20 protein-coding genes are annotated in these 22,654 nt (G+C 71.7%); 12 read left to right on the top strand and 8 right to left on the bottom strand.

Annotated features, from left to right (window positions below; genetic code table 11):
- Positions 1–5: 5 nt before the first annotated feature.
- Genes BM223_RS11440 through BM223_RS11425 form a run of 4 tightly spaced genes read right to left on the bottom strand, consistent with a single transcriptional unit; the run spans position 6 to position 3,407 of the window.
- Entirely contained in the window at positions 6–359 is a 354-nt protein-coding gene (locus tag BM223_RS11440) for a sec-independent translocase (RefSeq protein WP_038677781.1), read from the bottom strand.
- 38 nt (positions 360–397) lie between these two features.
- Positions 398–1,543: an Mrp/NBP35 family ATP-binding protein gene (locus BM223_RS11435; protein ID WP_038683883.1), complete on the bottom strand. Its 1,146-nt coding sequence runs from the start codon at positions 1,541–1,543 to the stop codon at positions 398–400.
- A gap of 50 nt (positions 1,544–1,593) precedes the next feature.
- Positions 1,594–2,151 carry a DUF1003 domain-containing protein gene (locus BM223_RS11430; protein WP_038677782.1) on the bottom strand — a complete coding sequence of 186 codons (558 nt, stop codon included), beginning with the start codon at positions 2,149–2,151 and terminating at the stop codon, positions 1,594–1,596.
- On the bottom strand, positions 2,148–3,407 hold the full coding sequence (locus BM223_RS11425) for a magnesium transporter MgtE N-terminal domain-containing protein (protein ID WP_038677783.1): 1,260 nt from the start codon (positions 3,405–3,407) through the stop codon (positions 2,148–2,150). The genes BM223_RS11430 and BM223_RS11425 overlap by 4 nt, the downstream gene beginning before the upstream one ends.
- Positions 3,408–3,548: 141 nt before the next feature.
- Here BM223_RS11425 and BM223_RS11420 point away from each other — a divergent pair, with 141 nt between their 5' ends.
- The 7 genes from BM223_RS11420 to BM223_RS11390 all read left to right on the top strand — a co-directional run bounded on the left by BM223_RS11420 (position 3,549) and on the right by BM223_RS11390 (position 11,248).
- Complete coding sequence (locus BM223_RS11420; protein WP_038677784.1) at positions 3,549–4,670, top strand: endonuclease/exonuclease/phosphatase family protein; 1,122 nt, start codon at positions 3,549–3,551, stop codon at positions 4,668–4,670.
- A 41-nt stretch (positions 4,671–4,711) separates the two neighbouring features.
- Entirely contained in the window at positions 4,712–5,140 is a 429-nt protein-coding gene (locus BM223_RS11415) for a hypothetical protein (RefSeq protein ID WP_038677785.1), read from the top strand.
- A 151-nt stretch (positions 5,141–5,291) separates the two neighbouring features.
- On the top strand, positions 5,292–6,680 hold the full coding sequence (locus BM223_RS11410) for a phospholipase D-like domain-containing protein (protein ID WP_038677786.1): 1,389 nt from the start codon (positions 5,292–5,294) through the stop codon (positions 6,678–6,680).
- A gap of 134 nt (positions 6,681–6,814) precedes the next feature.
- Positions 6,815–8,230, top strand: coding sequence for a class I SAM-dependent methyltransferase (locus BM223_RS11405; protein WP_038677787.1), 1,416 nt, complete (start codon positions 6,815–6,817; stop codon positions 8,228–8,230).
- Entirely contained in the window at positions 8,227–9,534 is a 1,308-nt protein-coding gene (locus tag BM223_RS11400; RefSeq protein ID WP_038677788.1) for a DUF6752 domain-containing protein, read from the top strand. Before BM223_RS11405 ends, BM223_RS11400 begins: the two co-directional genes overlap by 4 nt.
- On the top strand, positions 9,531–9,737 hold the full coding sequence (locus tag BM223_RS11395; protein WP_038677789.1) for a hypothetical protein: 207 nt from the start codon (positions 9,531–9,533) through the stop codon (positions 9,735–9,737). Before BM223_RS11400 ends, BM223_RS11395 begins: the two co-directional genes overlap by 4 nt.
- A gap of 146 nt (positions 9,738–9,883) precedes the next feature.
- Positions 9,884–11,248 (top strand): endonuclease/exonuclease/phosphatase family protein, encoded by a 1,365-nt coding sequence (locus BM223_RS11390; RefSeq protein ID WP_082003597.1) that lies wholly within the window; start codon positions 9,884–9,886, stop codon positions 11,246–11,248.
- 25 nt (positions 11,249–11,273) lie between these two features.
- Here the strand turns inward: BM223_RS11390 and BM223_RS11385 are convergent, their stop codons facing one another.
- Positions 11,274–11,579 carry a hypothetical protein gene (locus BM223_RS11385; protein WP_038677791.1) on the bottom strand — a complete coding sequence of 102 codons (306 nt, stop codon included), beginning with the start codon at positions 11,577–11,579 and terminating at the stop codon, positions 11,274–11,276.
- Positions 11,580–11,712: 133 nt separating this feature from the next.
- On the opposite strand from BM223_RS11385, the gene BM223_RS11380 reads away from it, so the two are divergent.
- On the top strand, positions 11,713–12,912 hold the full coding sequence (locus BM223_RS11380) for an acyl-CoA dehydrogenase family protein (protein WP_038677792.1): 1,200 nt from the start codon (positions 11,713–11,715) through the stop codon (positions 12,910–12,912).
- A gap of 524 nt (positions 12,913–13,436) precedes the next feature.
- On the opposite strand, the gene BM223_RS11375 is transcribed toward BM223_RS11380, so the two are convergent.
- Positions 13,437–15,659: a hypothetical protein gene (locus tag BM223_RS11375; RefSeq protein WP_052138382.1), complete on the bottom strand. Its 2,223-nt coding sequence runs from the start codon at positions 15,657–15,659 to the stop codon at positions 13,437–13,439.
- Entirely contained in the window at positions 15,656–16,684 is a 1,029-nt protein-coding gene (locus BM223_RS11370; RefSeq protein WP_200887094.1) for a glycosyltransferase family 2 protein, read from the bottom strand. Before BM223_RS11370 ends, BM223_RS11375 begins: the two co-directional genes overlap by 4 nt.
- A gap of 30 nt (positions 16,685–16,714) precedes the next feature.
- On the opposite strand from BM223_RS11370, the gene BM223_RS11365 reads away from it, so the two are divergent.
- Both BM223_RS11365 and BM223_RS11360 read left to right on the top strand, forming a co-directional pair.
- Positions 16,715–17,914: a glycosyltransferase gene (locus BM223_RS11365; protein ID WP_141267196.1), complete on the top strand. Its 1,200-nt coding sequence runs from the start codon at positions 16,715–16,717 to the stop codon at positions 17,912–17,914.
- 6 nt (positions 17,915–17,920) lie between these two features.
- The gene (locus BM223_RS11360) at positions 17,921–18,955 is read left to right on the top strand and encodes a MaoC family dehydratase (RefSeq protein ID WP_038677794.1); all 1,035 of its coding nucleotides are present in this window, start codon (positions 17,921–17,923) and stop codon (positions 18,953–18,955) included.
- A gap of 4 nt (positions 18,956–18,959) precedes the next feature.
- Here the strand turns inward: BM223_RS11360 and BM223_RS11355 are convergent, their stop codons facing one another.
- On the bottom strand, positions 18,960–19,478 hold the full coding sequence (locus tag BM223_RS11355; RefSeq protein ID WP_052138384.1) for a DUF6174 domain-containing protein: 519 nt from the start codon (positions 19,476–19,478) through the stop codon (positions 18,960–18,962).
- Between the two features lie 187 nt (positions 19,479–19,665).
- Between BM223_RS11355 and BM223_RS11350 the strand changes: the two genes are divergently transcribed.
- Together BM223_RS11350 and BM223_RS11345 are read left to right on the top strand one after the other, a co-directional pair.
- Positions 19,666–21,144, top strand: coding sequence for an ABC transporter substrate-binding protein (locus BM223_RS11350; protein ID WP_141267197.1), 1,479 nt, complete (start codon positions 19,666–19,668; stop codon positions 21,142–21,144).
- A gap of 5 nt (positions 21,145–21,149) precedes the next feature.
- Positions 21,150–22,649, top strand: coding sequence for an ABC transporter substrate-binding protein (locus BM223_RS11345; protein ID WP_141267198.1), 1,500 nt, complete (start codon positions 21,150–21,152; stop codon positions 22,647–22,649).
- Positions 22,650–22,654 lie beyond the last annotated feature (5 nt).

Here is a 22,654-nt window from a genome sequence, read left to right as displayed (position 1 = left end):
AGGGCTCAGGTCGCGTCGAAGTCGTACGGCGGCCGCTCGCCCGGGGCGAGCGGGAGCGAGGACGGCTCGTCGTCCTCGCCGGCGTTGCGGACGGCGTCGTCGAGCTCGTCGAGCTCGGCCATCGCCTCGGCCAGGTGCTTGCGGACGATGGCGCGCGGGTCGAGGTCGCTCAGCTCGAGGTCGGCGTACTCGGGGCCGAGCTCGGAGCGCAGCTCGTCGCGGGCGTTGTTGGCGAAGTGCCGCATCTGGCGGACCAGCTTGCCGGCCTGGCGGGCGACCTCGGGCAGCCGGTCGGGCCCGAAGACGAGCACGGCGATGAAGGCGATGACGACGATCTCGCCGAACCCGATACCGAACACCCGCCAGCTCCTGTCGCCCTACCCGCGTGCTGCGCTGGTCAGAACTTACTGGTCGGGGTGAGTCCGAGCTGCATGCCGGCGAGTCCCCGGCCGCGCCCGTCGAGGCGGTCGGCCACCGCGCGCAGCGCCGAGGCGGCCGCGGACGTGGGGTCGGAGTCGACGATCGGCTTGCCGGCGTCGCCGCCCTCGCGGAGCGAGACGTCGAGCGGGACCTGGCCGAGCAGCGGCACGTCGTACCCGAAGCGCTCGGACAGGGTGGCAGCCACCCGCTCGCCGCCGCCGGAGCCGAAGATCTCGAGGCGGTGGTCCTTGCCCTCGGCCGTGCAGTGGGGGCAGGGGAGGTAGCTCATGTTCTCGACCACGCCGACGACGCGCTGGTGCATCATCGACGCCATCGTGCCGGCCCGCTCGGCGACCTCGGCGGCCGCCTCCTGCGGGGTGGTCACCACGACCACCTCGGCGCCGGGCAGGTGCTGACCGAGCGAGATGGCGATGTCGCCGGTGCCCGGGGGCAGGTCGAGCAGGAGGACGTCGAGGTCGCCCCAGTAGACGTCGGCGAGCATCTGCACGAGCGCCCGGTCGAGCATCGGTCCGCGCCAGGCGACGACCTGGTCGCGGCGCGGCTTGAGCATGCCGATCGAGATGACCGAGACACCGGACGGCGTGGGCACCGGCATGATCAGGTCGTCGACCTGGGTGGGCCGCGAGTCGGCGACGCCGAGCATCGCCGGGATCGAGTGGCCGTAGATGTCGGCGTCGACCACACCGACCTTGCGGCCGGCCGCGGCGAGCGCGAGCGCCAGGTTGACCGTCACCGAGGACTTGCCGACGCCGCCCTTGCCGGAGGCGATCGCGAAGACCTTGGTCAGCGAGCCGGGCTGGGCGAACGTGATCTCGCGCTGGGCCTGGCCGCCGCGCAGGGTCTCGTGCAGCCCCGAGCGCTGCTCGGCCGACATCACGCCGAGCTCGACCTGGACGCCGGTGACGCCGGGGAGCGCGGTGACCGCGGAGGTGACGTCGCGGGTGATCGTGTCCTTGAGCGGACAGCCCGCCACGGTGAGCAGCGCCTTGACCGTGACCACCGACCCGCCGTCGCCGGCCGCGATGTCGACCTGGTCGACCATGCCGAGCTCGGTGATCGGCCGCTTGATCTCGGGGTCGTTGACCTTGGCCAGTGCGGCCATGACCTGCTCGAGGGACGGGGCGTGCTGCGTGGTGCTCACAACCCCTGAGTCTACGGAGCGCCCCGCACGTCCTCGTCGGCGCCGTCCTCGTGAGACGCCCCACGCTCGTCGCCTCGCTCGTCGACCCGCTCGTCCAGGTCCGCCAGCAGTCCCCGCAGCTCGGAGCGCAGGAAGTCGCGGGTGGCGACCTCGCCGACCGCCATCCGCAGCGAGGCGACCTCGCGGGCGAGGAACTCCATGTCGGCGTGGGCGCGGGCGTCGGCCTGCCGGTCCTGCTCGGCCACGACCCGGTCCCGGGCCTCCTGGCGGTTCTGGGCGAGCAGGATCAGCGGCGCGGCGTAGGAGGCCTGCAGGCTCAGCATGAGCGTGAGGAAGATGAACGGGTAGTTGTCGAAGCGCAGGTCCGCGGGGGCCAGCAGGTTCCACGCGACCCAGCCGACGACGAACAGCGTCATGTAGATCAGGAACGTCGCGGTGCCCATGAACCGGGCGAACTGCTCGGCGAAGACGCCGAACGTGTCGGCGTTGTACGACGGCCGCCGGACCAGCTGGCGGCGCTCGTCGCGCGGGGTGTCGAGCCGCTCGCGCGTGCGGCGGGTGTCGCTCATCGCGGTCCCGTCCCTCGCTCGCGGGCGCGGTCGCGCCAGTTGGCCGGGAGCATGTGGTCGAGCAGGTCGTCGACGGTGACCGCGCCCAGCAGCCGGCCGTTCTCGTCGATCACCGGCGCCGCCACCAGGTTGTACGTCGCCAGGTGCGCGGCGACCTCGTCGATGCTGGCCTCGGGCCGCAGCCACTCCATCGAGTCGTCGAGCGCACCGGCGACCAGGGTCGAGGGCGGCTCGCGCAGCAGCCGCTGGATGTGCGCGACGCCGAGCAGCTTGCCGGTCGGGGTCTCGAGCGGAGGGCGGCACACGTAGACGAGCGCGGCCAGCGCCGGGGTCAGCTCGGGGTTGCGGACGTGGGCGAGCGCGTCGGCGATGGTCGCGTCCGGGCCCAGGATCACCGGCTCGGGCGTCATCATCGCGCCGGCGGTGTCCTCGACGTACGACAGCAGGCGCCGGACGTCCTCGGCCTCGTCGGGCTCCATCAGCTCGAGCAGGATCTCGGCGGTCTCGGGCGGGAGGTCGCGGACCAGGTCCGCCGCGTCGTCGGGCGACATCTCCTCGAGGACGTCGGCGGCGCGCTCGGAGTCGAGGCCCTTGAGGATCTCGACCTGGTCGTCGTCGGGCAGCTCCTCGAGGACGTCGGCGAGCCGCTCGTCGTCGAGCGCCAGGGCGACGGCGGTGCGGCGCTCGGGCGGCAGGTCGTGCAGGATGCTCGCCGCGTCGGCGGGCCGCATCTCGTTGAGGGCGGCGACCAGGTGGGTGGCGCCCTGGCGGTCGTCGCTGCGGGTCAGCCCGGTCACGTCGCGCCACTCGACGACGTGGCTCTGGCCGCGGCGGCGGAAGCCCTTGGACGGCTCGCGGACGGCGACCCGGCTGAGCACCCAGTCGCGGGTGCGCGCCGGCTCCATCGCGACGTCGTACACGGTGCCGGTGATGCCGCTGTCGGTGATCGTCACGGTGCGGTCGAGCATCTGGCCGATGACCAGGGTCTCGGTGGAGCGCTGCTCGAAGCGGCGCATGTTGAGCAGGCCGGTCGTGTAGACGTGCCCGGAGTCGATGTTGGTGACGCGGGTCATCGGGACGAAGATCCGGCGCCGCCCGAACACCTCGGCGACCATCCCGAGCACCCGGGGCTGGGTCCCCTCCGTGCGCATCGTCACGACCAGGTCGCGGACCTTCCCGACCTGGTCGCCCTGGGGGTCGAAGATCGGGAGCCCGACCAACCGGGCCGCGAACACGCGGGACGGAGTGGTGCTCACGCTCGAACGCTACCGGTCCCCGGCCCGGCTGACGTGGTGCCGCGCTCTCGTGACGGATTGGTGTGACCCAGGACGCAAGGTAGAGTCCGTGACTCCGATCAGCCGTCCCCCTGCCGATGGGACGTCGGGAGGTAGTTGAGGGTGACCGAGGACCGGACGCGCCGGCGCGTCAAGCGCGCCATCTCGCGCACCGAGCTCGTCGTCGTCGTCCTGGCCGCCGTCGCGGGTCTCGCGGCGATCGTGGTCGGGACCGTCGTCGACACGTCCGTGACGCCGATGGGCGCCGACGTCGCCGCGGCGGGCCCCTCGTCGTCGACGCCGCCCTCGGCCGCCGGGGCGGGCACCCAGGTGCCCGCGTCCAGCTCCGACGAGAGCAGCGACGCGCCGTCCGAGACGAGCTCCGCGACGTCCGAGGCCACGCCGGGCGAGATCGGCGAGGGCCGCTCCGCCGAGGCCGAGGCGCCGTCGCGCAACCAGGAGCGCAAGGTCAACCCGCTCGTCGAGCAGGTCGAGGCGATCGCCCGCAAGAGCCAGCCCTCCACGACCAGCTTCCGGATCGCCACGCTCAACATCCTCGGCAGCAACCACGCCGGCAACGGCCTGAGCCGGGCCGCCCGCGAGGCCGCGCTGCTCCGCGACCGCGGGGTGTCGATCGTCGGGCTCCAGGAGGTCCAGCGCGACCAGCGACCGGTCTTCCAGAACAACCTCGGCGCGATGCAGATGTGGCCGCAGGACGCGCTCGGCCGCGACGGCTACCGGGTGCAGATCATGTGGCGCACCGACCGCTTCGAGATGGTCGACAACGGCGGCTCCTCGCACACCTTCAACGGCATCGGCAGCGTCCCGATCCCGTACGTCCTGCTCCGCGACAAGAAGACGGGCGCCCAGTTCTGGGTGATCGTCACGCACAACTCGCCGCAGGGCCGCCAGGCCGAGCGCAACGCCTCGGCCGAGATCCAGATCGGCCTGGTCAACAAGCTGCGCGAGACCGGGCACCCGGTCCTGCTGATGGGCGACCTCAACGAGAAGACCACGGTCTTCTGCAAGTTCGCGAACCGGGCCGGGATGACCGCGGCCAACGGCGGGTCCGGTGGCGGCGGCTGCCGTCCGCCCGGGGGACCGCAGCGGATCGACTGGATCCTCGGCTCGGCCGACTCCATCGAGTTCTCCGGCTACGTCCAGGACAACACGACCGTCGCCAACGGCCTCAGCGACCACCACCTCATCTACGCCGACGCCAAGGTCGCCGACAAGGCATCCTGAACCTCCCGGCTCCGCGGCGCGCGACCCCTACGATGGTCCGCATGCGTTCGTTCCTGCCGACCCGTCTCGGGGTCCTGGTCGCGGCCCTCACCTGCACCCTGGCGCTCGCCGGATGCGGTGACGACGACAAGCCCGCCGGCGACGGCTCGTCGGCGCCCGGGTCGAGCGCCCCCGCCTCGACGCCCGCGACCGACACGCCGGCGGCGACGCCCACGCCGACCAAGAAGCCGGTCCAGCTGCCGTCGTGCGAGAAGGTCTGGGTCGAGGGCAAGATCCTCCCCGCGTCCTACCGCGGCTGCGTCGACGAGTTCGGGCAGGTCTCCAAGAGCATCCGCGGGTGCGTCAACCGCAAGCTCGCCCAGCACGGCGACCAGTACTACGCGATCGTCGGCCGCGAGGTCGTCCGGGCCACCCCGGACCGCGAGCACGACGCCGACTACAACGCCCTGCTGGTGGCCTGCTCGGGCTGATCCCGGGCACCGGGTGACGGTGTTCACGTTCCTGCCGGTACCTGCGACACGGTGGGATACGATGTCGGCTGATTTTGCGCCGGGGTCTGTCCCCGCCGTCCTTCTCGGGCATGGCCGGGGGTGACGAGGCCCGAGACTGAGGAGTGCTGTGATGCGTCGTGCCGGAACCGGCTTCGTGATCGGGGTGACGGCGCTCGCCGTCGGGCTCGGGCTCGGGGCCCTGCCCGGTGCCCACGCCTCCGCCCCGGAGCCCACCGTCGCCGTCGTCGCCCCGTCGAGCGTCGAGGCGTCCGCTCCGGCGGCGGTCGACCGCAAGAAGAAGGCCAAGCGCGACCACTACAACCCCAACCCGGGTCTGAGGTTCAACGAGCCCTACAGCCGTGGTGGCAAGAAGGCGACCAACATCCGGCGCCACATCCTGCGCAGCATCGACAGCACCCGCAAGGGCGACGTCATCCAGATGGCCGCGTGGAACATCCGCGGCCGCTCCTGGATGAACGCGCTGATCCGCGCCCACAAGCGCGGCGTCGCCGTCCAGGTGATCATGGACAAGGTCAACTGGAGCCGCGAGCACCCCAACCCCGAGGCCGCGGCCGTGGCCAAGGTGCTCAAGGGCAAGGAGAACCGCCCGGTCCAGAGCTGGCTGCGCACGTGCGCCGGCTCGTGCCGCGGCGCGCGGGGCATCCCGCACTCGAAGTTCTACCTGTTCAGCCGGGTCGAGGACCGCAAGTACGTCACGATGTTCGGCTCGAACAACGCCACCGACGTCGCGGCCAACGACCAGTGGAACGACCTCTACACCTGGGTCAACAACAAGACCATCTACGACACGTTCGTCAACGTGTTCAACCAGATGAAGCTCGACAAGAACCAGGGCAGCAAGGGCTACGTCGCGGCGAAGTTCAGCCCCACCCAGAGCGTCTTCTTCTACCCCTACAAGGGTGCGGTCCCGACCAAGGTCGGCGACCCCGACATGGCGCGGCTCAACCAGATCAAGTGCACCGGCGCCACCGGCGGCGCGGGCTACAACGGCCGCACCAAGATCCGGATCATGCAGACCGCCATCCACGGCGACCGCGGCATCCGCCTGGCCCAGAAGCTGGTCCAGCTCAAGAAGGCCGGCTGCGACATCCGCATCGTCTACGCGCTCATGGGCAACAACGTCCACCAGCTGCTGACGGCCAACAAGGTGCAGAAGCTCCAGCTGGCCTACGACCGCGACCGCAACGGTGTCTACGACATCTACCTGCACCTCAAGTCGCTCGCCATCAGCGGCAACTACCAGGGCGTGACCAACGCCCGGGTGACCTACAACGGCAGCGCCAACTGGAGCTCCGTGCCGCTGGCCAGCGACGACGTCGTCGGCGAGTTCCGCGACGTCGCGATGACCAAGGCGTACATCGACTGGACCGACTTCCTCTACAACCACCGCCCCGGCTCGTGGGGCTCGGTCAACCTCGCCCCCGTCAAGTCGTCGGTGGTCGAGGGCCGGATCATGCCGGTCGACCCGTACTCGTTCATGAAGGAGAACGGCCTCTGACGGCCGCAGGCGCCGGGGTCCTCGTCGACGGCGAGGGCATCCACCTCCCCGTCTCCTTCACGGGCTCCGGCGACGTCTACTTCGGCGAGCACCGCGGCTGGTCGTTCTCGGTCGACCAGCCGGGCAAGACCCTGGTGCCGTGGCCCAAGCGGCTGCGCGCCTTCCTCGTCGGCTGGTCCGACGTGCGCGTGGTCGCCGAGGAGCGCACGCTCTTCACCGGCCGGGTCGCCTTCACCGACGACGACGCCGCGGTCGACATGCGCGACCGGCACGGGCTGCCGGTGATCGTCGACAAGTGGGGCCTGCTGCAGCGTCCGTTCGACACCCGGGGCGAGGGTCTGCTCGGGCTGCTCGCCGACGAGTCCCAGCGGATCATCGACGTCCTCGAGGACACCTGCGGCGTCCGCTCGTGGATCTCGTTCGGCACGCTGCTCGGCGCCGCCCGCAGCGGCAAGGCCATCGGCCACGACTCCGACGTCGACCTGTGCTACCTCTCCGAGAAGTCCACGCCGGCCGAGATGCAGCGCGAGCTGTGGGACATCGCCCGGGCGCTGCGCGCGGCCGGCATGAAGCTGCAGATCCGGGCCGGCTGCTTCCTCACCGTGCAGGTGCCCACGCCCGACGGCGCGGGCGCCGGCATCGACGTCTACACCACGTTCTTCTTCGACGGGAACCTCTACGAGACCGCGACGGTCCGCACGCCCGTGCCGCGCGAGGCGCTGCTGCCGCTCAAGCCGATCGAGTTCGAGGGCCGGATGCTGCCCGGCCCGGCCGACCCGGCGAAGATCCTGGAGATCTCCTACGGGCCCAATTGGAAGGTGCCCGACCCGTCCTTCCAGCACCAGCCCGGCCCGGAGATCGAGCAGCGCTTCGACGGCTGGTTCGGCAAGCTCTGGCGCCAGCGCCGTGAGTGGAACGCCTTCAACCGCACGGCGGCCAAGGCCGGTCCGGTCGAGTCCGGCTTCGCGCGCGACGTGCTGCCCCGGCTGCCCGAGGGGGTCCGGGTCCTCGACGTGGGCGCCGGCACGGGCGCCGACGCGGCGTACTTCGCGCGCCAGGGCGTCCCGGCGGTCGCACTCGACTACGCCCTCCCGCGGCGCCGGCTCTGGCCGGACGTCGAGGGCCTGACCCGCAACGAGGTCAACCTGTACGACGTCCGCGACGTCCTCACCCGCGCGGTGCTGCTCGCCCGGCACCGCGGGCCGCAGGCGGTCTACGCCCGCGGCCTGCTCGAGTCGCTCGCGCCCGACGGCCGTGAGCAGTTCTGGCAGCTCGTCGCGATCGCGCTGCGCGGGGGTGGCGAGATCCACCTCGAGTCGCAGGCCTGGTCGCGCCCGGCGCTCGCCGAGCGGACCGAGGCCCTGGGCGGCCGGTTCTGGCCGACCGGACCCGCCGAGACCCGCCGTGCCGCCGAGGCGATCGGCGCCGAGGTGCGCGCCGAGGACGGCGTCCGCGCGGCCGAGGCGGCGCTCGCCGCCACCACCTCCGTGCCGCCGGCGACCTGGCGGATGACCATCCACGTCCCGCCCCGAGGGGGGAGCTCCGCATGACCCGCACCGTCTACCTGCACGTCGGCTCGCCGAAGTCGGGCACGACGTACCTCCAGCGCGTGCTCGACGGCAACCGCAAGGTCCTCGCCGACCGGGGCGTGCTCGTCGTCGGGCGCGACCAGGGCACCCGGGTGCAGGCCGCGCTCCAGGTCCGCGAGGACCCGCGCTGGGAGAAGCTCCCCGCCGACCGCCGTGACCAGTGGGGCCGTCTCGTCGCCGAGATCCGCGCCTGGGACGGGCCGAGCGCGATCCTGAGCTACGAGCTGTTCTCCGCCGCCTCGGCCGAGCAGGCCGCGCGCGCGATCGGCGACCTCGCCGGGCTCGACGTCCACGTGGTCATCACCGCGCGCGACCTGGCCCGCTCGGTGCCCTCGGCCTGGCAGGAGCGACTCAAGTTCGGCCTCACGACGCCGCTCGAGGACTGGAAGCCGCCCAAGGCCGAGGCACCGCGCAGCGAGTGGGGCTGGCGGACCACCGACCCGACGAGCGTCGCCGAGCGCTGGGGGGCCGGGGCCGGTCTCGCGGCCGACCACGTTCACGTCGTCACGGTGCCGCGGAGCCCGGCCGACCCGACCGAGCTGTGGCGCCGGTTCGCGGCCGCGTGCGGCCTGGCCGACGTCCCGGTCGACCTCGACCTGCCCCGGGTCAACGAGTCGCTGGGCGCCGTCGGCGCCGAGCTGCTGCGCCGGGTCAACGAGCGGCTCGGTGCGCCCCTCGACAACAGCCGCGAGAAGGCGCGCTGGCTGCGCGACACCCTCGCGCACCGCGTGATCGCCCCGCGGCGGGACGAGCCGCTGGCCATGACCGACCGGCAGTACGACGAGGCGCAGGCGCGCGCCGAGCAGGCGATCGCCACGCTGGCCGCCTCCGGGCACGTCGTCCACGGCGACCTCGACGACCTGCGCGCCACGCGCCCCACCGGCCGGCTGTCCGGCGAGGTGAGCGATGCCGAGGTGCTCGAGGCCGCGCTCGACGCGCTGCGCGACCTGCTGCTGCTGTGGCGCGCCGACACCGAGGGTGCCGCGACGAGCGCGGGGGAGCGGAGCACCCCGGGCGCGGCTCCCGCCGGGAGCCGGCTGCGCCGGATCGCCCAGCGGGTGACGGCGCCGGCGGTCGACCGGGCCGACGCCCAGCTGCGAGCACGGATCGAGGAGCTCGAGGCCGAGGTCGCGAAGAGCCGGGCGCTGCACCAGCGCGTGGCCATGTTGCAGGACGTCGTCACCGAGCTGCTGCTGCCGGCCGACCTCGCCGACGGCGAGGTCACCGCCGCCGCCCTGCGCACCTACCGCACGGACTCCCTGTGAGCGCCGCGGACCGGCTCCGCGCCCGGGCCGTCGCCGCGGCCGAGGTGACCGGCCTGATGCGGGTCCGGCGCCAGCGCGCGCGGGTCGCGGAGGTCGAGGTCGCGGTGCGCGAGAACGCCCTTCTCGACGCCGAGCTGGCCGTCGTCGTCCGCCGGATGGAGGAGGCGCTGGTGCCTCTTCTCGAGGCCCGCGCCCGCCGCTGACGAACTACACCTCTGTAGTTCAGCGGGAGCCGGAAACCCCCGTCAGAACTACACATCTGTAGTTACTCGGCGGCCCTTGCCGTGGTGCCGATGTGACTGGTGTGATCCCTGTGCACCAGTGTTTCGAGACCCCACGGAGTGCTCTCATGTCCTACCTCCGATCCGTCGCGCGGACGCCACGGATGGCGATCGCCGCGGTCGTCGCGGCCCTTGCGGTCAGCCTGCTCTGGCTGCCGGGAGGTGACGGCGGCGTGCGCCTCGCGGCGGACACCCCGGGCACCCCGGGGACCGAGCCGGTCTCGGCGCCGCTGCGCATCGTCCAGGCCAACATCAAGTCGAACATGTCGACGGCGAAGACCAAGGCCGACATCGCGGCCGTCTACGCCCAGCGCCCGGACTTCGTCACCTTCAACGAGGTGACCTACCGCCCCGACTCCTGGCTGACGCCCGCCGGCTACCAGCTGTGGCGCACGCCCGGCGCGTTCACCGGCGAGACGCCGGTCGCCTGGAACACCGCGCGCTGGAACATGGTCGCCCAGGGCACCTGGATGATCAGCAACAAGCTGCGCAAGCAGCCGAGCAAGGAGTTCGAGCTCGGCAAGCGCTACGCCAACTGGGTCTCGCTGCAGAGCAACATCGGCGAGCGCATCTCGGTCATCTCGACCCACTTCGCGCCCCGATCGGGCTATACCAAGGACCAGATCGAGCCGTCGTTCAAGCGGCTCGCACTCCTCGTCGACCAGCTCCGCGCCCACGGCCCCGTCCTCGTCGGCGGCGACCTCAACGTCAACTACCGCGCCGCCGCGGAGTACCCGCGCACCACGGTGACCGCCCTCGGCCTCACCCCGGTGTACGACGTCACCGGCGCCGCGCTGCCGACCGGCATGTACCGCAACTCCACGATCGACTACATCCTGCTCGCCTCGGCCGGCCAGTACACCGTCCGCGGCCAGTCCGTGCGCGTCGTCCACTCCGACCACCGCCAGCTGACCGCCGACCTGGCCCTCACCGGCTCCAGCGCCTCGGCCTTCTCACCCGGCACCGTCCTCACCGACCCGCGCACCTCACCGCGCGCGGTCACCGCCCTGATGGTGCGCTCGATCAACCTCGCCCCCAAGGGTGCCGTCGTCCACCTCGCCACGCGCGACCTGAAGATGGCGGCCGTCGTCAAGGCGATCCAGCAGGCGCGCAAGCGCGGCGTCCACGTCCAGCTGCTGACCTCCGGCAAGAAGGTCAGCGCCGGCGAGCGGACCCTGATCAAGCTGCTCGGCACCAACGTCCGCAAGAAGTCGTGGGTCGCCCACCAGCGCAACTGGACCCGCTACCACCTCCCGGCCGCCAGCTCGCTGGTCAGCGCCAGCGGCGGCACCCGCGCCCTGCGCATCGACTCGAACCGGCCGCTGGTCAAGGACGCTCACAAGGTCGCCACGCGGGCCGTGGTGACGATCGACAAGACCAGCTACGACAGCCTGTTCGTGCCGTTCTTCAAGGCGGCGGGTCGCCCGCTCTGAGAGGTGAGCGCGGCTGTGGCGGTGGCTAGGGGCGCGCGCCCTTGGCCGCCGCCACGCCCTTCTTCACCGCCGCCGAGGCGACCTGCCCGGCGAGCGCGCCGGCCACCTTGAGCTGGTCGCCCACCTGCTGGGTGGCGGCGAGCGGGGCGAGGAGCTTGTCGGCGCGGGCGAGCAGGCCGTCGGCACGCTCCACGGTGCCGTCGAAGCCGGCCACCGCCGTCCGGAACTCCTGGACGGCGTCCGCCAGGTCGCTGACCACGGCACCGAGGGCGTCGAGGGTGGCGTCGAGCCGCGCGGCGGCCGTCGGGTCGAGGGAGCTGTCGCTGGTCATGGGGCCAGGCTAGGCGCGGCGCGGTGGCCGCGGACGGACGCCGGGGACGTGCGATACGTCACGAGCTCAGGCGATCCAGGACCCCCTACTCGCCGGTACAGTGCGCTGCGGTAGCACCAGCGAAAGGGAACCGATGCCGAAGCTCTGTCAGACCGAAGGACTCACCGAGGACCAGACCGAGATCCTGAAGGCCGTACGGACCTTCGTGGACGAGCAGATCATCCCGGTGGCGCAGGAGCTCGAGCACTCCGACACCTACCCCCAGGAGATCGTCGACGGGCTCAAGGAGCTCGGCGTGTTCGGCCTGACCATCCCCGAGGAGTTCGGCGGCCTGGGCGAGTCCCTGCTGACGTACGCCCTCGTGGTGGAGGAGATCGCACGCGGCTGGATGAGCGTCTCCGGCGTCATCAACACCCACTTCATCGTCGCCTACCTGCTCATGCAGCACGGCACCGACGAGCAGAAGCAGAAGTACCTGCCCCGCATGGCGACCGGCGAGGTCCGCGGCGCGTTCTCGATGTCCGAGCCGGGCCTCGGCTCCGACGTCTCCGCCGTCTCGACCAAGGCGACCAAGCAGGACGACGGCTCGTACTCCATCACCGGCCAGAAGATGTGGCTGACCAACGGTGCGTCGTCCACCCTCGTCGCGCTGCTCGTCAAGACCGACGAGGGCGCCGAGAGCGTCTACAAGAACATGACCACCTTCCTCGTCGAGAAGGAGGCCGGCTTCGGTGAGACCGCCCAGGGCGTCACCGTGCCCGGCAAGATCGACAAGATGGGCTACAAGGGCGTCGAGACGACCGAGCTCATCCTCGAGGGCCACCAGATCGCCGCCGACCAGATCCTGGGCGGGGAGCCCGGCAAGGGCTTCTTCCAGATGATGGACGGCGTCGAGGTCGGCCGCGTCAACGTCGCCGCCCGCGCCTGTGGCCTGGCCTGGCGCGGCTTCGAGCTCGGCGTCGCCTACGCCCAGCAGCGCAAGACCTTCGGCAAGCTCATCGCCGAGCACCAGGCCGTCCTCTTCCGGATCGCCGAGATGGCCACCAAGGTCGAGACCGCCCACAACATGATGGTCCGCGCCGCCCGCCTCAAGGACACCGGCAAGCGGATGGACGTCGAGGCCGGCATGGCCAAGATGGTCGCCTCCGAGTACGCCAACGAGGTCGTCGAGGACTCCTTCCGGATCCACGGCGGCTACGGCTACTCCAAGGAGTACGAGATCGAGCGCCTCATGCGCGAGGTCAAGTTCATGCTGATCGGCGAGGGCACCTCGGACATCCAGAAGATGATCATCGGGCGCTCGCTGCTCAAGGACTACGCCCTCAAGGGCTGACCCGGTCCTCCTCAGCCTGCACTCCGGCCGGCGGCTTCCTTCGGGGAGCCGCCGGTCGCCGTTTTCCTAGGTGGGGTAACACGCTGTCCGCGGTGCTGGTCGGCGGTTGTCGTCGCTGTACGGCCGTTGCAACGGCGTGGAAGGGACGAGAAGCGGCGGGAAGTGCGGTGGACGGCGTGTTACCTCGCGGTGGGGCTGGGGCTGGGGCGCGGGTGCTGGTGAGCGGGGTTGCGGTGGCGGCCGCGCTTAGCCGGCCGTCTCCCGCCGTCAAGGCCCTCGCTGCGCTCGGCCGCTGCGCGGCGGGCTTCGCCCGGCCTTGACTGCGGGGCCCGGACGGCCGGCTTGGCGGCGCGGGGTGCCGGCACGGACTTCGTCCGCGCCGCCGCTATGCGGCCGCCACCTCTACCGCTTCGCTTCGCTCGCGCCGAACTATCCACCGTTCGGCCGGATCGCGGTCGTGCGGGCCTCTTCCGGGGCGAACGGTGGGTCGTTCGGTCCGGCGGGCCGTATTCGGCGCCTTTCCGTCAGGCGTCGGCGGCGTGCTTGCCCGGGGTGGCGCCGTCGGGCTCGTCCTCGCGCTCCCCGCGCCGGCGGCGGCGGGTGAGCAGGTCGTACCCGCCGAGGGCGAGGGCGCCGAGGAGGCCCACGGCGATGCCGAGGTTGGCGACCGCCTTGCCGGGGCGGTCGTAGGTGAGCTCGAGGGTTCCGGAGGCGCCCTGGGGGAGGTCGACGGTGAGCAGTCCGGCCTTGTTGTGGTCGACCTCCAGCTCCTTGCCGTCGAGGGTGGCGGTGTAGCCGGGCCACTCGAGCAGGGCGAAGGTGAGCTGGCCGCCGCGGGGGGCGGAGAGCTCGACCGACTCGGACAGGCCGGAGCGGCGGGCGCTCGTGACTTCGACGCCGGACGACGCCCAGCTGAGCTCGCTGTCGGGCCAGGGGAGGGTGTCGGCGCGGACCAGGACGATGCGGTCGCCGTGCTCGGCGTACTTCCAGTTGGACGGCGGGGTGACGCCGACGGTCTGGTCCGGTTGGGCGACGACGGTCTCGAGCTTGAGGAGGTCGGCGAGCGGGGGCTGGTCCTTGCCCTTGGTGAGGGGCTTCCAGACGCGCTTGTAGCCGCAGGGGGTGGTGAAGCCCTCGTAGTGGAGGCACAGGCGCTTCTCGAACGGCCGGAAGCCCATGCCGGTGTAGTTGTTGACGGCGTCGACGCCGGCGACGTGGTACATGCTGCCGGGCAGGAAGTTCTTCCAGGCGCGGCGCAGCTTGCGGTCGTCGCCGGTCTGCTGGGCCTTCTTCTGCGCCTTGCGGAAGTCGGCGAACTGCATGACCCGGCCGTCGAGGTCGCCGAAGCGGTCCTGGAGGGCGGAGACGTCGGTGGGGATGTGGTAGATCCGGGCGCCGTCGTTCTCCTGGTAGACCTTCGCCTGGAGGCCGATGGTCACGGCCGTCCCCCCGATCAGGACGACGGCGAGCAGGCTGGTCGCGCCCGCGCGGTAGTGGTGCACGAGGAGGGCCGCGGCGGTCAGGGCGGCGAGGACGAGGGCGCCGGCGAGGGTCGAGGTGAGCCAGGTGGGGTGCTGGGCCCACGCCTGGAACGCGAGGACGACGACGATCGCGGCCGAGCCGCCGACGCGGGCCCGCCAGCGGTCGCGGGCCAGGCCCTTGCTGAGGACGATCGAGAGGGCGACGCCGAGGGCGAGGTAGAAGTACTCGATGAGGCGCAGCGGCCAGCGGAACAGCCACAGGTTCGAGGGGCCGAGGGTGAGCGCCAGGTAGAGCACGCCGATCACGCCGAGGCCGGTCAGCGCCCGCCAGCGCTCGCGCAGGACGCCGAACCGCAGCCAGGGCAGCAGCGGCAGGATGAACCAGCAGAAGTAGGCGACGGGCACCTGGGTGGGGCCGGTGATCGAGATGATCGACGGGACGAACGTCGGGTTGCTCATGCCGAGCAGGTCGCCGAGCTCGGGGCGCAGCTTGCCGTTGTTGCCGAACACCGGCCCGTCGGAGCGCGCGGCCAGCTCGGAGGCGCGCAGCAGCGGGAGGTAGATCAGGGGGAGCAGCGCGGCGACGCAGCCTCCGGTCAGCAGCAGCCGTACGGCGCCCACCCGGTTGCGGGTGACCAGCCCCTCGATCACGAGCCCGAGGCCGACGACGACCACCGCGAGCGTGCCGTAGGGGTTGCCCTGGGTGACGCCGAGCGCACCGACCAGGAACGCCCAGAAGGGGTTCATCGCACCGCGCAGAGTGCGGCGGAAGGCCCACCACACCCAGGGGGCGTAGGCGAAGGCGGCGAGGCCGGCCGGCCACGAGCCGGCGTCCCACCAGAGGGTGAAGCCGGAGAAGGGGAGCGCGATCGCGACCGCCGCGGCGGCCCACGGCTCGGCGTCGTACTCGCGGGCGACGAGGTAGGTGCCGAGGGCGAGGGCGGCGAGGATCGCGATCTTGACCGCGGCGACGGCGAAGAGCAGGTCGCCGGAGCCGGAGACGAACAGCCAGATGAGCAGGTTGATCGGGTTCCAGATGCCGAAGAGCGCCTCGGCGGCGAAGTTGCCGCCGGCGAACGAGCTCGGGTCGAGGCCGATCGGCAGGCCGTGCTCGCGCACCGTCTGGCCGAGGTACCACCACGTGGGGGCGAACTGGGCCGCCGAGTCGCCGCGCAGGTAGACCTCGCGGCTGCCGAGGAGCGGCAGCAGGCCGTAGAGGCCCGTCACCACGACGACTGCGAGGGGCCAGGTCAGCCGCTTGATCACGCGCGATCCTCGTTCAGGGGGAGGTTGATGAACTGCTCGTGCTCCTGGCCGAGCAGGACGGCGACCGGTGTGCGCTCCGGTCCGTCGCTGCTCTCCTTGAGCAGGAAGTGGGGCCGTTGCTTGGTCTCGAGGTAGATCCGGCCGAGGTACTCGCCGATCACCCCCAGCAGGATCATCTGGACGCCGCCGAAGCCGACCACCGTGCAGATGGTGGTGACGTAGCCGGCCGCCTGGTTGCCGTTGATGATCGCGTCGCCCAGCACCCAGATGGCGTAGAGGAAGGCGACCAGCGAGATGAACGCGCCGAAGTAGATCGCCAGCCGCAGTGGCCGGGAGTTGAAGGAGACGACGCCGTCGATGCCGTAGTTGACCAGGCTGCGCATGCTCCACTTGGTCTCGCCGCCGGCCCGGGCGACGTTCTCGTAGTCGACCACGGCGGTCTGGAAGCCGATCCACGAGAACAGGCCCTTGGAGAACCGGTTGTACTCGCCGACCGCGAGCAAGGCCCGCACCGCGCGGCGGGTGAGCACGCGGAAGTCGCCCTCGCCGTCCTCGAGGGTGACGTCGATGAGCCGGTTGAAGATCCGGTAGTACGCCTTGGAGAACAGGGTGCGCACCGGCTTGTCCCCGGTGCGGGTACGCCGTGCGACCACCTGGTCGTTGCCCTCGGCCAGCAGCGGGAGCATCTGCGCGAGGAGCGTGGGCGGGTGCTGCAGGTCGGCGTCGAGGATGGCGACGGCGTCGCCCTTGGCCAGGCTGAGCCCGGCCAGCATCGCCGACTCCTTGCCGAAGTTGCGGCTCAGCGCGAGGTAGCGGAAGCGGGGGTCGTCGGCGTTGATCGCCCGCAGCCGGTCGAGCGTGCCGTCGCTGCTCCCGTCGTCCACGAGGAGCACCTCGAACGACGCGGCGACCTCGGGGAGAACGTCCTTGAGCACCGCGACGAGAGCGTCGACCACGGCCTCCTCGTTGTAGCAAGGCACGACCACGGAGAGCAACGCAGGAAAAGTCTTGCTCGCATCCGCCACGGGCCGAACCTTATCGGGTTCACTGTGCGCATGAGTCGTCGCGCGCTGAGGCGCCTGCGGTCTGTCCTGCAGGGCCACGGCCACGAGACGGACGAGCGGGCCCGGGTGGTCTTCCTGGTCGCCGCCGTCCACGGGCGCAGCGGCGTGGCCCGAGCGGTGGTCAACATCGCCGGGGCCCTGGTCGCGACGCACCGCATCGAGATCGTCAGCGTGTACGACGGCGGGCGGCACGCCTTCGCCATCGACCCGCGGATCCCGGTGCGGCACCTGGTGCCGGTGGCGCACCGGCGCATCGACGAGCTGCCGCGCGGCCAGCGCGAGGAGGCCCGCACGAAGAGCGCGTACGTCGGCGACCCCTACTTCTCCCGGCTCACCGACGCCGCGCTGGCCCGGGAGCTGGGCCGGCTCGGGGCCGGCGACGTGCTGATCTCGACCCGGCCCTCGCTGCACCGGCTCGCCACCGCGCTGACGGCGCCGGAGGTCGTCCGGGTGGCGTGGGACCACTTCAACTACCCCGGGCGGCAGCGGCGGGGTGGGGGGATGGGCGTGATCCGGCAGGCGATGGCGGCGCTCGCGGCGTTCGTCGTCCTCACCGAGGCCGACCGGCGCGACTACCTGCGCGACTTCCCGGAGGCCCGGATCGAGGTGATCCGCAACGCGATCCCGTGGCCGACGGTGCCCGAGCGGGTCGCGCGCGACAGCCGGACGGTCGTCGCCGCGGGCCGGCTTGCTCCGGTCAAGGGCTTCGACCGGCTCATCGACGCCTGGGCGGTGCTGGCCCCGGAGTTCCCCGACTGGCGGTGCCGGATCCTCGGCCTCGGGCCCCAGCAGGACGAGCTCCAGGCGCGCATCGACGCCACCGGGGTGCGCACGATCGAGCTGGCCGGCAACTCCGACGACATGCCCGCCGAGCTGCGCGCGGCCGAGATCTTCGCGATGTCCTCGCACCTCGAGGGGCTGCCGATGACCATCATCGAGGCGCTGAGCCAGGGCACGCCGGTGGTGACCTTCGACTGCCCGCGCGGCCCCGGCGAGCTCGTGAACGACGCGAACGGCCGGCTGGTGCCCGACGGCGACGTCCCGGCGCTCACCGCCGCCCTGCGCGAGCTCATGCAGAGCAAGGAGCTGCGCGACGAGCTGGGGGAGCAGGCGCTGCGCGACTCCCGTCAATACGACATCGATCACGTCGCGGAGGTCTGGCGGAGGCTCCTGGCCGACCTGGCAGGATGACGGCCCATGAGCAAGACGAACCCGGGCAACTTCTTCGAGGACTTCACGGTCGGCCAGGTCATCCGGCACGCGACGCCGCGCACGGTGACCGAGGGGGACCGGGCCGTCTACGGGTCGCTCTACCCGACTCGCTTCGCCGTGCCGTCGTCCGCAGTCTTCGCGGCGTCGGTCGGTCTCGACCCGCACCCGGTCGAGGAGCTGGTCGCCTTCCACATCGCGTTCGGCAAGACCGTCCCGGACGTCTCGCTCAACGCGGTCGCCAACCTGGGGTACGCCGAGTGCCGGTTCCACCAGCCCGTCGTCCCCGGTGACACGCTGAGCACGACCTCCGAGGTGATCGGGCTCAAGCAGAACTCCAACGGCAAGAGCGGCGTGGTCTACGTCCGCTCCACCGCGACCAACCAGCGCGGCGAGGTCGCCCTCGACTGGGCCCGCTGGGTGATGGTCCACAAGCGCGATGCCGCGGCGCCCGCGCCCGAGACCGTCGTCCCGGAGCTGGCGCCGACGGTGGCCGCCGCCGACCTGGTGATCCCGGCCGGCCTCGACTTCTCGGACTACGACTTCGCCGCGGCCGGCGAGCCGCACCGCTTCGGCGACTACGAGGTCGGCGAGAAGATCGACCACGTCGACGGCGTGACGCTGACCGAGTCCGAGCACCAGCAGGCCACCCGGCTGTGGCAGAACACCGCCAAGGTGCACTTCAACGTCGAGGCCCGCCCCGACGGCAACCGGCTGATCTACGGCGGCCACGTGATCTCGATGGCCCGCGCGCTGTCGTTCAACGGCCTGGCCAACGCCCAGCTCGTCGCCGCGATCAACGCGGGCGCGCACACCGCACCGGCCTTCGCCGGCGACACGGTCTACGCCTGGTCCGAGGTGCTCGACAAGGCCGAGACGTCCGCCCCGGGCGTGGGCGCGCTGCGGCTGCGCCTGGTCGCCACCAAGGGCCGCGACGAGTCGATGACGCTGCGCGGCGACGACGGCAAGTACGCCGCCGGCGTGCTGCTCGACCTCGACTACTGGGTGCTCGTCCCGCGCTGAGGCGTCACGGGGCGACCCGGACGTCCTTGATCGCGTAGGTCACCTCGTCGTCGACGGCGTTGGCGATCCGGTCGATCTGCACCGACGTGGGGTGGTCCTGGCCGTCGGGCCACTCCACCTGGACCTTGGCCGCGGCAGGGTCGTTGGCCTTCGCGATGACCTCGTTGATGGTCAGCCGGGTGAACTCCGGGGCGGCCTGTCCCTTCCGCGGGCCGCCCGCGATGACCGCGTCGGTGACCGCGCCGTCGGCCACGGTCACCTCGACCGTGCCGACCTGCGGGCAGAAGCAGAGCACCCGGAGCCGGTAGACGTAGTCGGCCGGCTCGAACTCGGGGTACTTGCCGGTGCTGCTCGGGGTGTCCGTGGCGCCCGGGCTGCCCGTCGGGGTGCCGGTCGTGCTCGGGGTGCCGCTCGGGGTGTCCGAGGCGGAGTCGGCGGCCCGGTCGCCGTCGTCGCTCCCGCAGGCGCTCAGGGGGAGCAGCAGGAGGGGGAGGGCGGCGAGCAGGCGGAGACGCGGCGACATGGCTCTCATGATGCCTGGGACGTGCGGCGCGGCCGAGACGTTCCCCCGGGCGTCGCGTCAGCGCCGTGCCGCGACGAAAACTGAAACACGTTGCATTTCGTGCGTGACCCGGGTCACACCGGCGTCGTTGGAGGGGTGAGGTCCCCGGGACCGGGACCTTGCTGTGCTCCCGATGCGAGAGGTCCGCATGCCCATGAGTCTCCGCACGCGCCGGTACTTCGGTGTGACCGTCCTGGTGCTCGCGCTGAGCGCCTGCGGCTCCCAGCTCGACCCGGGCACGGTGGCCCGCGTCAACGACGGGCCGGGTGGCTCCGGCGACGGCGGGGGCGCGGCCGGTGCCCCGGTCGCCGGCGACGGGGGCGGTACGGCGGGCGACCCGGCCGCCGCCGGCGGCGACGGCGGGACCTCGGGCTCCGGCTCCGGCACCGGTACGACGGGCGGCTCGGGCGGCTCCGGGGGCGGTGGCACCGGCGGCTCGCCCACCACGGGCAAGGGGGCGGCCGCGGGCGGCGTCAAGGCCGGCTCGTGCGACGGCTTCAAGAACCAGAAGGGGATCACCGACAAGACGATCACCCTGGCCAACGTGGCGGACCTGTCCGGTCCGGTGCCCGGCATCTTCGAGGCCTCGCAGCAGGCGACCCGCGCGTACGTCGAGTACTTCAACTCCCAGGGCACCATCTGCGGGCGCAAGCTCGAGCTGGTCAACCTCGACAGCCGGGCCGACGCCGGCGCCGACCAGCAGGCCTACACCAAGGCCTGCGACCAGGCGTTCGCCGCGATCGGCTCGATGGGCGCCTTCGACTCGGGCGGCGCGGGCGTGGCCCAGTCGTGCGGCCTCCCCGACATCCGGGCCGCGATGACCACGCCCGAGCGGGCGGGCTGCTCGACCTGCTTCGGCGTCTACTCGATCCGGCCCAACCTGATCGCCGACTCCGGTCCGCGCTGGCTGGCCAAGACCTATCCCGACGCGGTCAAGAACGTCGGCGTCCTCTACATCAACGGTGGCGCGGCCCCGATCAACGCCAAGAGCCAGGCTGCGGCCTGGGGCAAGATGGGCTGGTCGATCAAGTACACCCAGGGCATCGACGTCGCGGAGTTCAACTTCGCCCCCTACGTCCAGCAGATGAAGGACAAGGGCATCAAGATGGTGGTCTACACCGGGCCCTACCAGAACACGGTCAAGCTCCAGCAGGCCATGCAGCAGCAGGGCTACAAGCCCGACGTGTTCATGCAGGACCCCACGGTCTACGACCAGCGCTACGTCCAGCAGGCCGGCCCGCTGGCCGAGGGCACGATCGTCTACTCGACCACCGACCTGTTCGAGAACAAGAACAACCCGGAGATCCAGCTCTACCTCTCGTGGCTGCAGCAGGTGAAGCCCGGCGCGATCCCGAACTTCTACGGCCTGTTCTCGTGGTCCGCCGCCCGGTTGTTCGTCGAGCAGGCGGTCGCCCTCGGCGGCAACCTGAGCCGCGCCTCGCTCGTCGCGGCGGTCAAGAAGGTCAACAGCTGGACCGGCAACGGCGCGCACACCGCGATGCGGGTGGGCACGGCGCAGACGCCGCCGTGCCAGAAGATCATCCAGTACAAGGGTGGTCGCTGGCAGCAGATCTCGCCCGGCGCCTGGCTGTGCGGCGGCGTCGTCAACTCCGGTGTGGGGGGCTGACGCCGATGCGAGGACGTCAGAACCGCTGGCGCCGCACGGCCGGCGTGGCGCTGGTGCTGCTGGCACTGACGGCGTGCGGGTCCCAGCTCGACCCCCAGACCGTCGCGAAGGCCGGCAACCAGGGCGGGACGACGGGCGCGGCCGCCGGCACCGGTGACGGCGGCGGGACGACGGGCACGGGCGACTCCGGCACCGGTGGCGGCGCCGCCGCGGGCGGGGGCACCGGTGGGGGCACGAGCGGCTCCGGCGGCGGTGCCGCCGGGGGCGGTGGGAGCACGGGAGGTGGGTCGGGCAGCGGCGGCACTGGGGGGTCGCCGGCGTCCGGCAACGGGTCGGCGTCCGGCGGGGTCAAGGCCGGCTCGTGCGACGGCTTCAAGAACCAGAAGGGCGTCACCGACAAGACCATCACCCTGGCCAACATCTCCGACATCTCCGGGCCGGTGCCCGGCATCTTCGAGTCCGCGCAGCAGGCCACGCGCGCCTACGTGGAGTACTTCAACTCCCAGGGCTCGATCTGCGGGCGCAAGCTCGAGCTGCTCAACCTCGACAGCCGGGCCGATGCGGGCGCCGACCAGCAGGCCTACGTCAAGGCGTGCGACCAGGCGTTCGCCGCCGTCGGCTCGATGTCGGCCTTCGACTCGGGCGGCGCCGCCACGGCGAGCAGCTGCGGCATCCCCGACCTGCGCTCGACGATCGTCAACCCCGAGCGGCAGGCCTGCAAGTCGTGCTTCGGCGCCTACTCGATCAAGACCAACCTGATCTCCGACCCGGCCGCGAAGTGGCTGGCGACCAAGTACCCGACGGCGGTCAAGAACGCCGCCTTCCTCTACATCAACGCGGGCGCGGCGCCGGTCAACGCCAAGAGCCTCGCCGCGGGCTTCGAGCGCGCAGCCGGCTGGGACGCCAAGTACATCCAGGGCATCGACGTCGCCGAGTTCAACTTCGCCCCCTACGTCCAGCAGATGAAGGACAAGGGGATCAAGGCGGTCATCTACTACGGGCCCTACCAGAACACGGTCAAGCTCCAGCAGGCCATGCAGCAGCAGGGCTTCAAGCCGGACTTCTACCTGCAGGACCCCACGATCTACGACAAGCGCTACGTCGACCAGGCCGGCAGCGTCGCCGAGGGCGTCTACGTCTTCTCGCCCAACGACCTGTTCGAGAACACCAAGAACGCCGAGGTGCAGCTCTACCTCTCGTGGCTGCAGCAGGTGAAGCCCGGCGCGATCCCCAACTACTACGGGCTCTTCGCGTGGTCGGCGGCGCGCCTGTTCGTCGAGAAGGCCATCGCGCTGGGCGGCCGGCTCAGCCGCTCCTCGCTGGTCGCTGCGGTGCGCAGCACCAGCTCGTGGACCGGCAACGGCGCCCACACCGCGATGAACATCGCGGCCGGCGCCACCCCGCCCTGCCTGAAGCTCATCCAGTTCAAGAGCGGCCGGTGGCAGCAGGTCTCCCCGGGCAACTACATGTGCGGCAAGGTCGTCAACAGCGGAGTCGGAGGCTAGGCGCG

This window comes from Pimelobacter simplex (assembly GCF_900114845.1).
Classification (GTDB): domain Bacteria; phylum Actinomycetota; class Actinomycetes; order Propionibacteriales; family Nocardioidaceae; genus Nocardioides; species Nocardioides simplex.
This window is presented reverse-complemented; position numbering and strand designations above follow the sequence as displayed.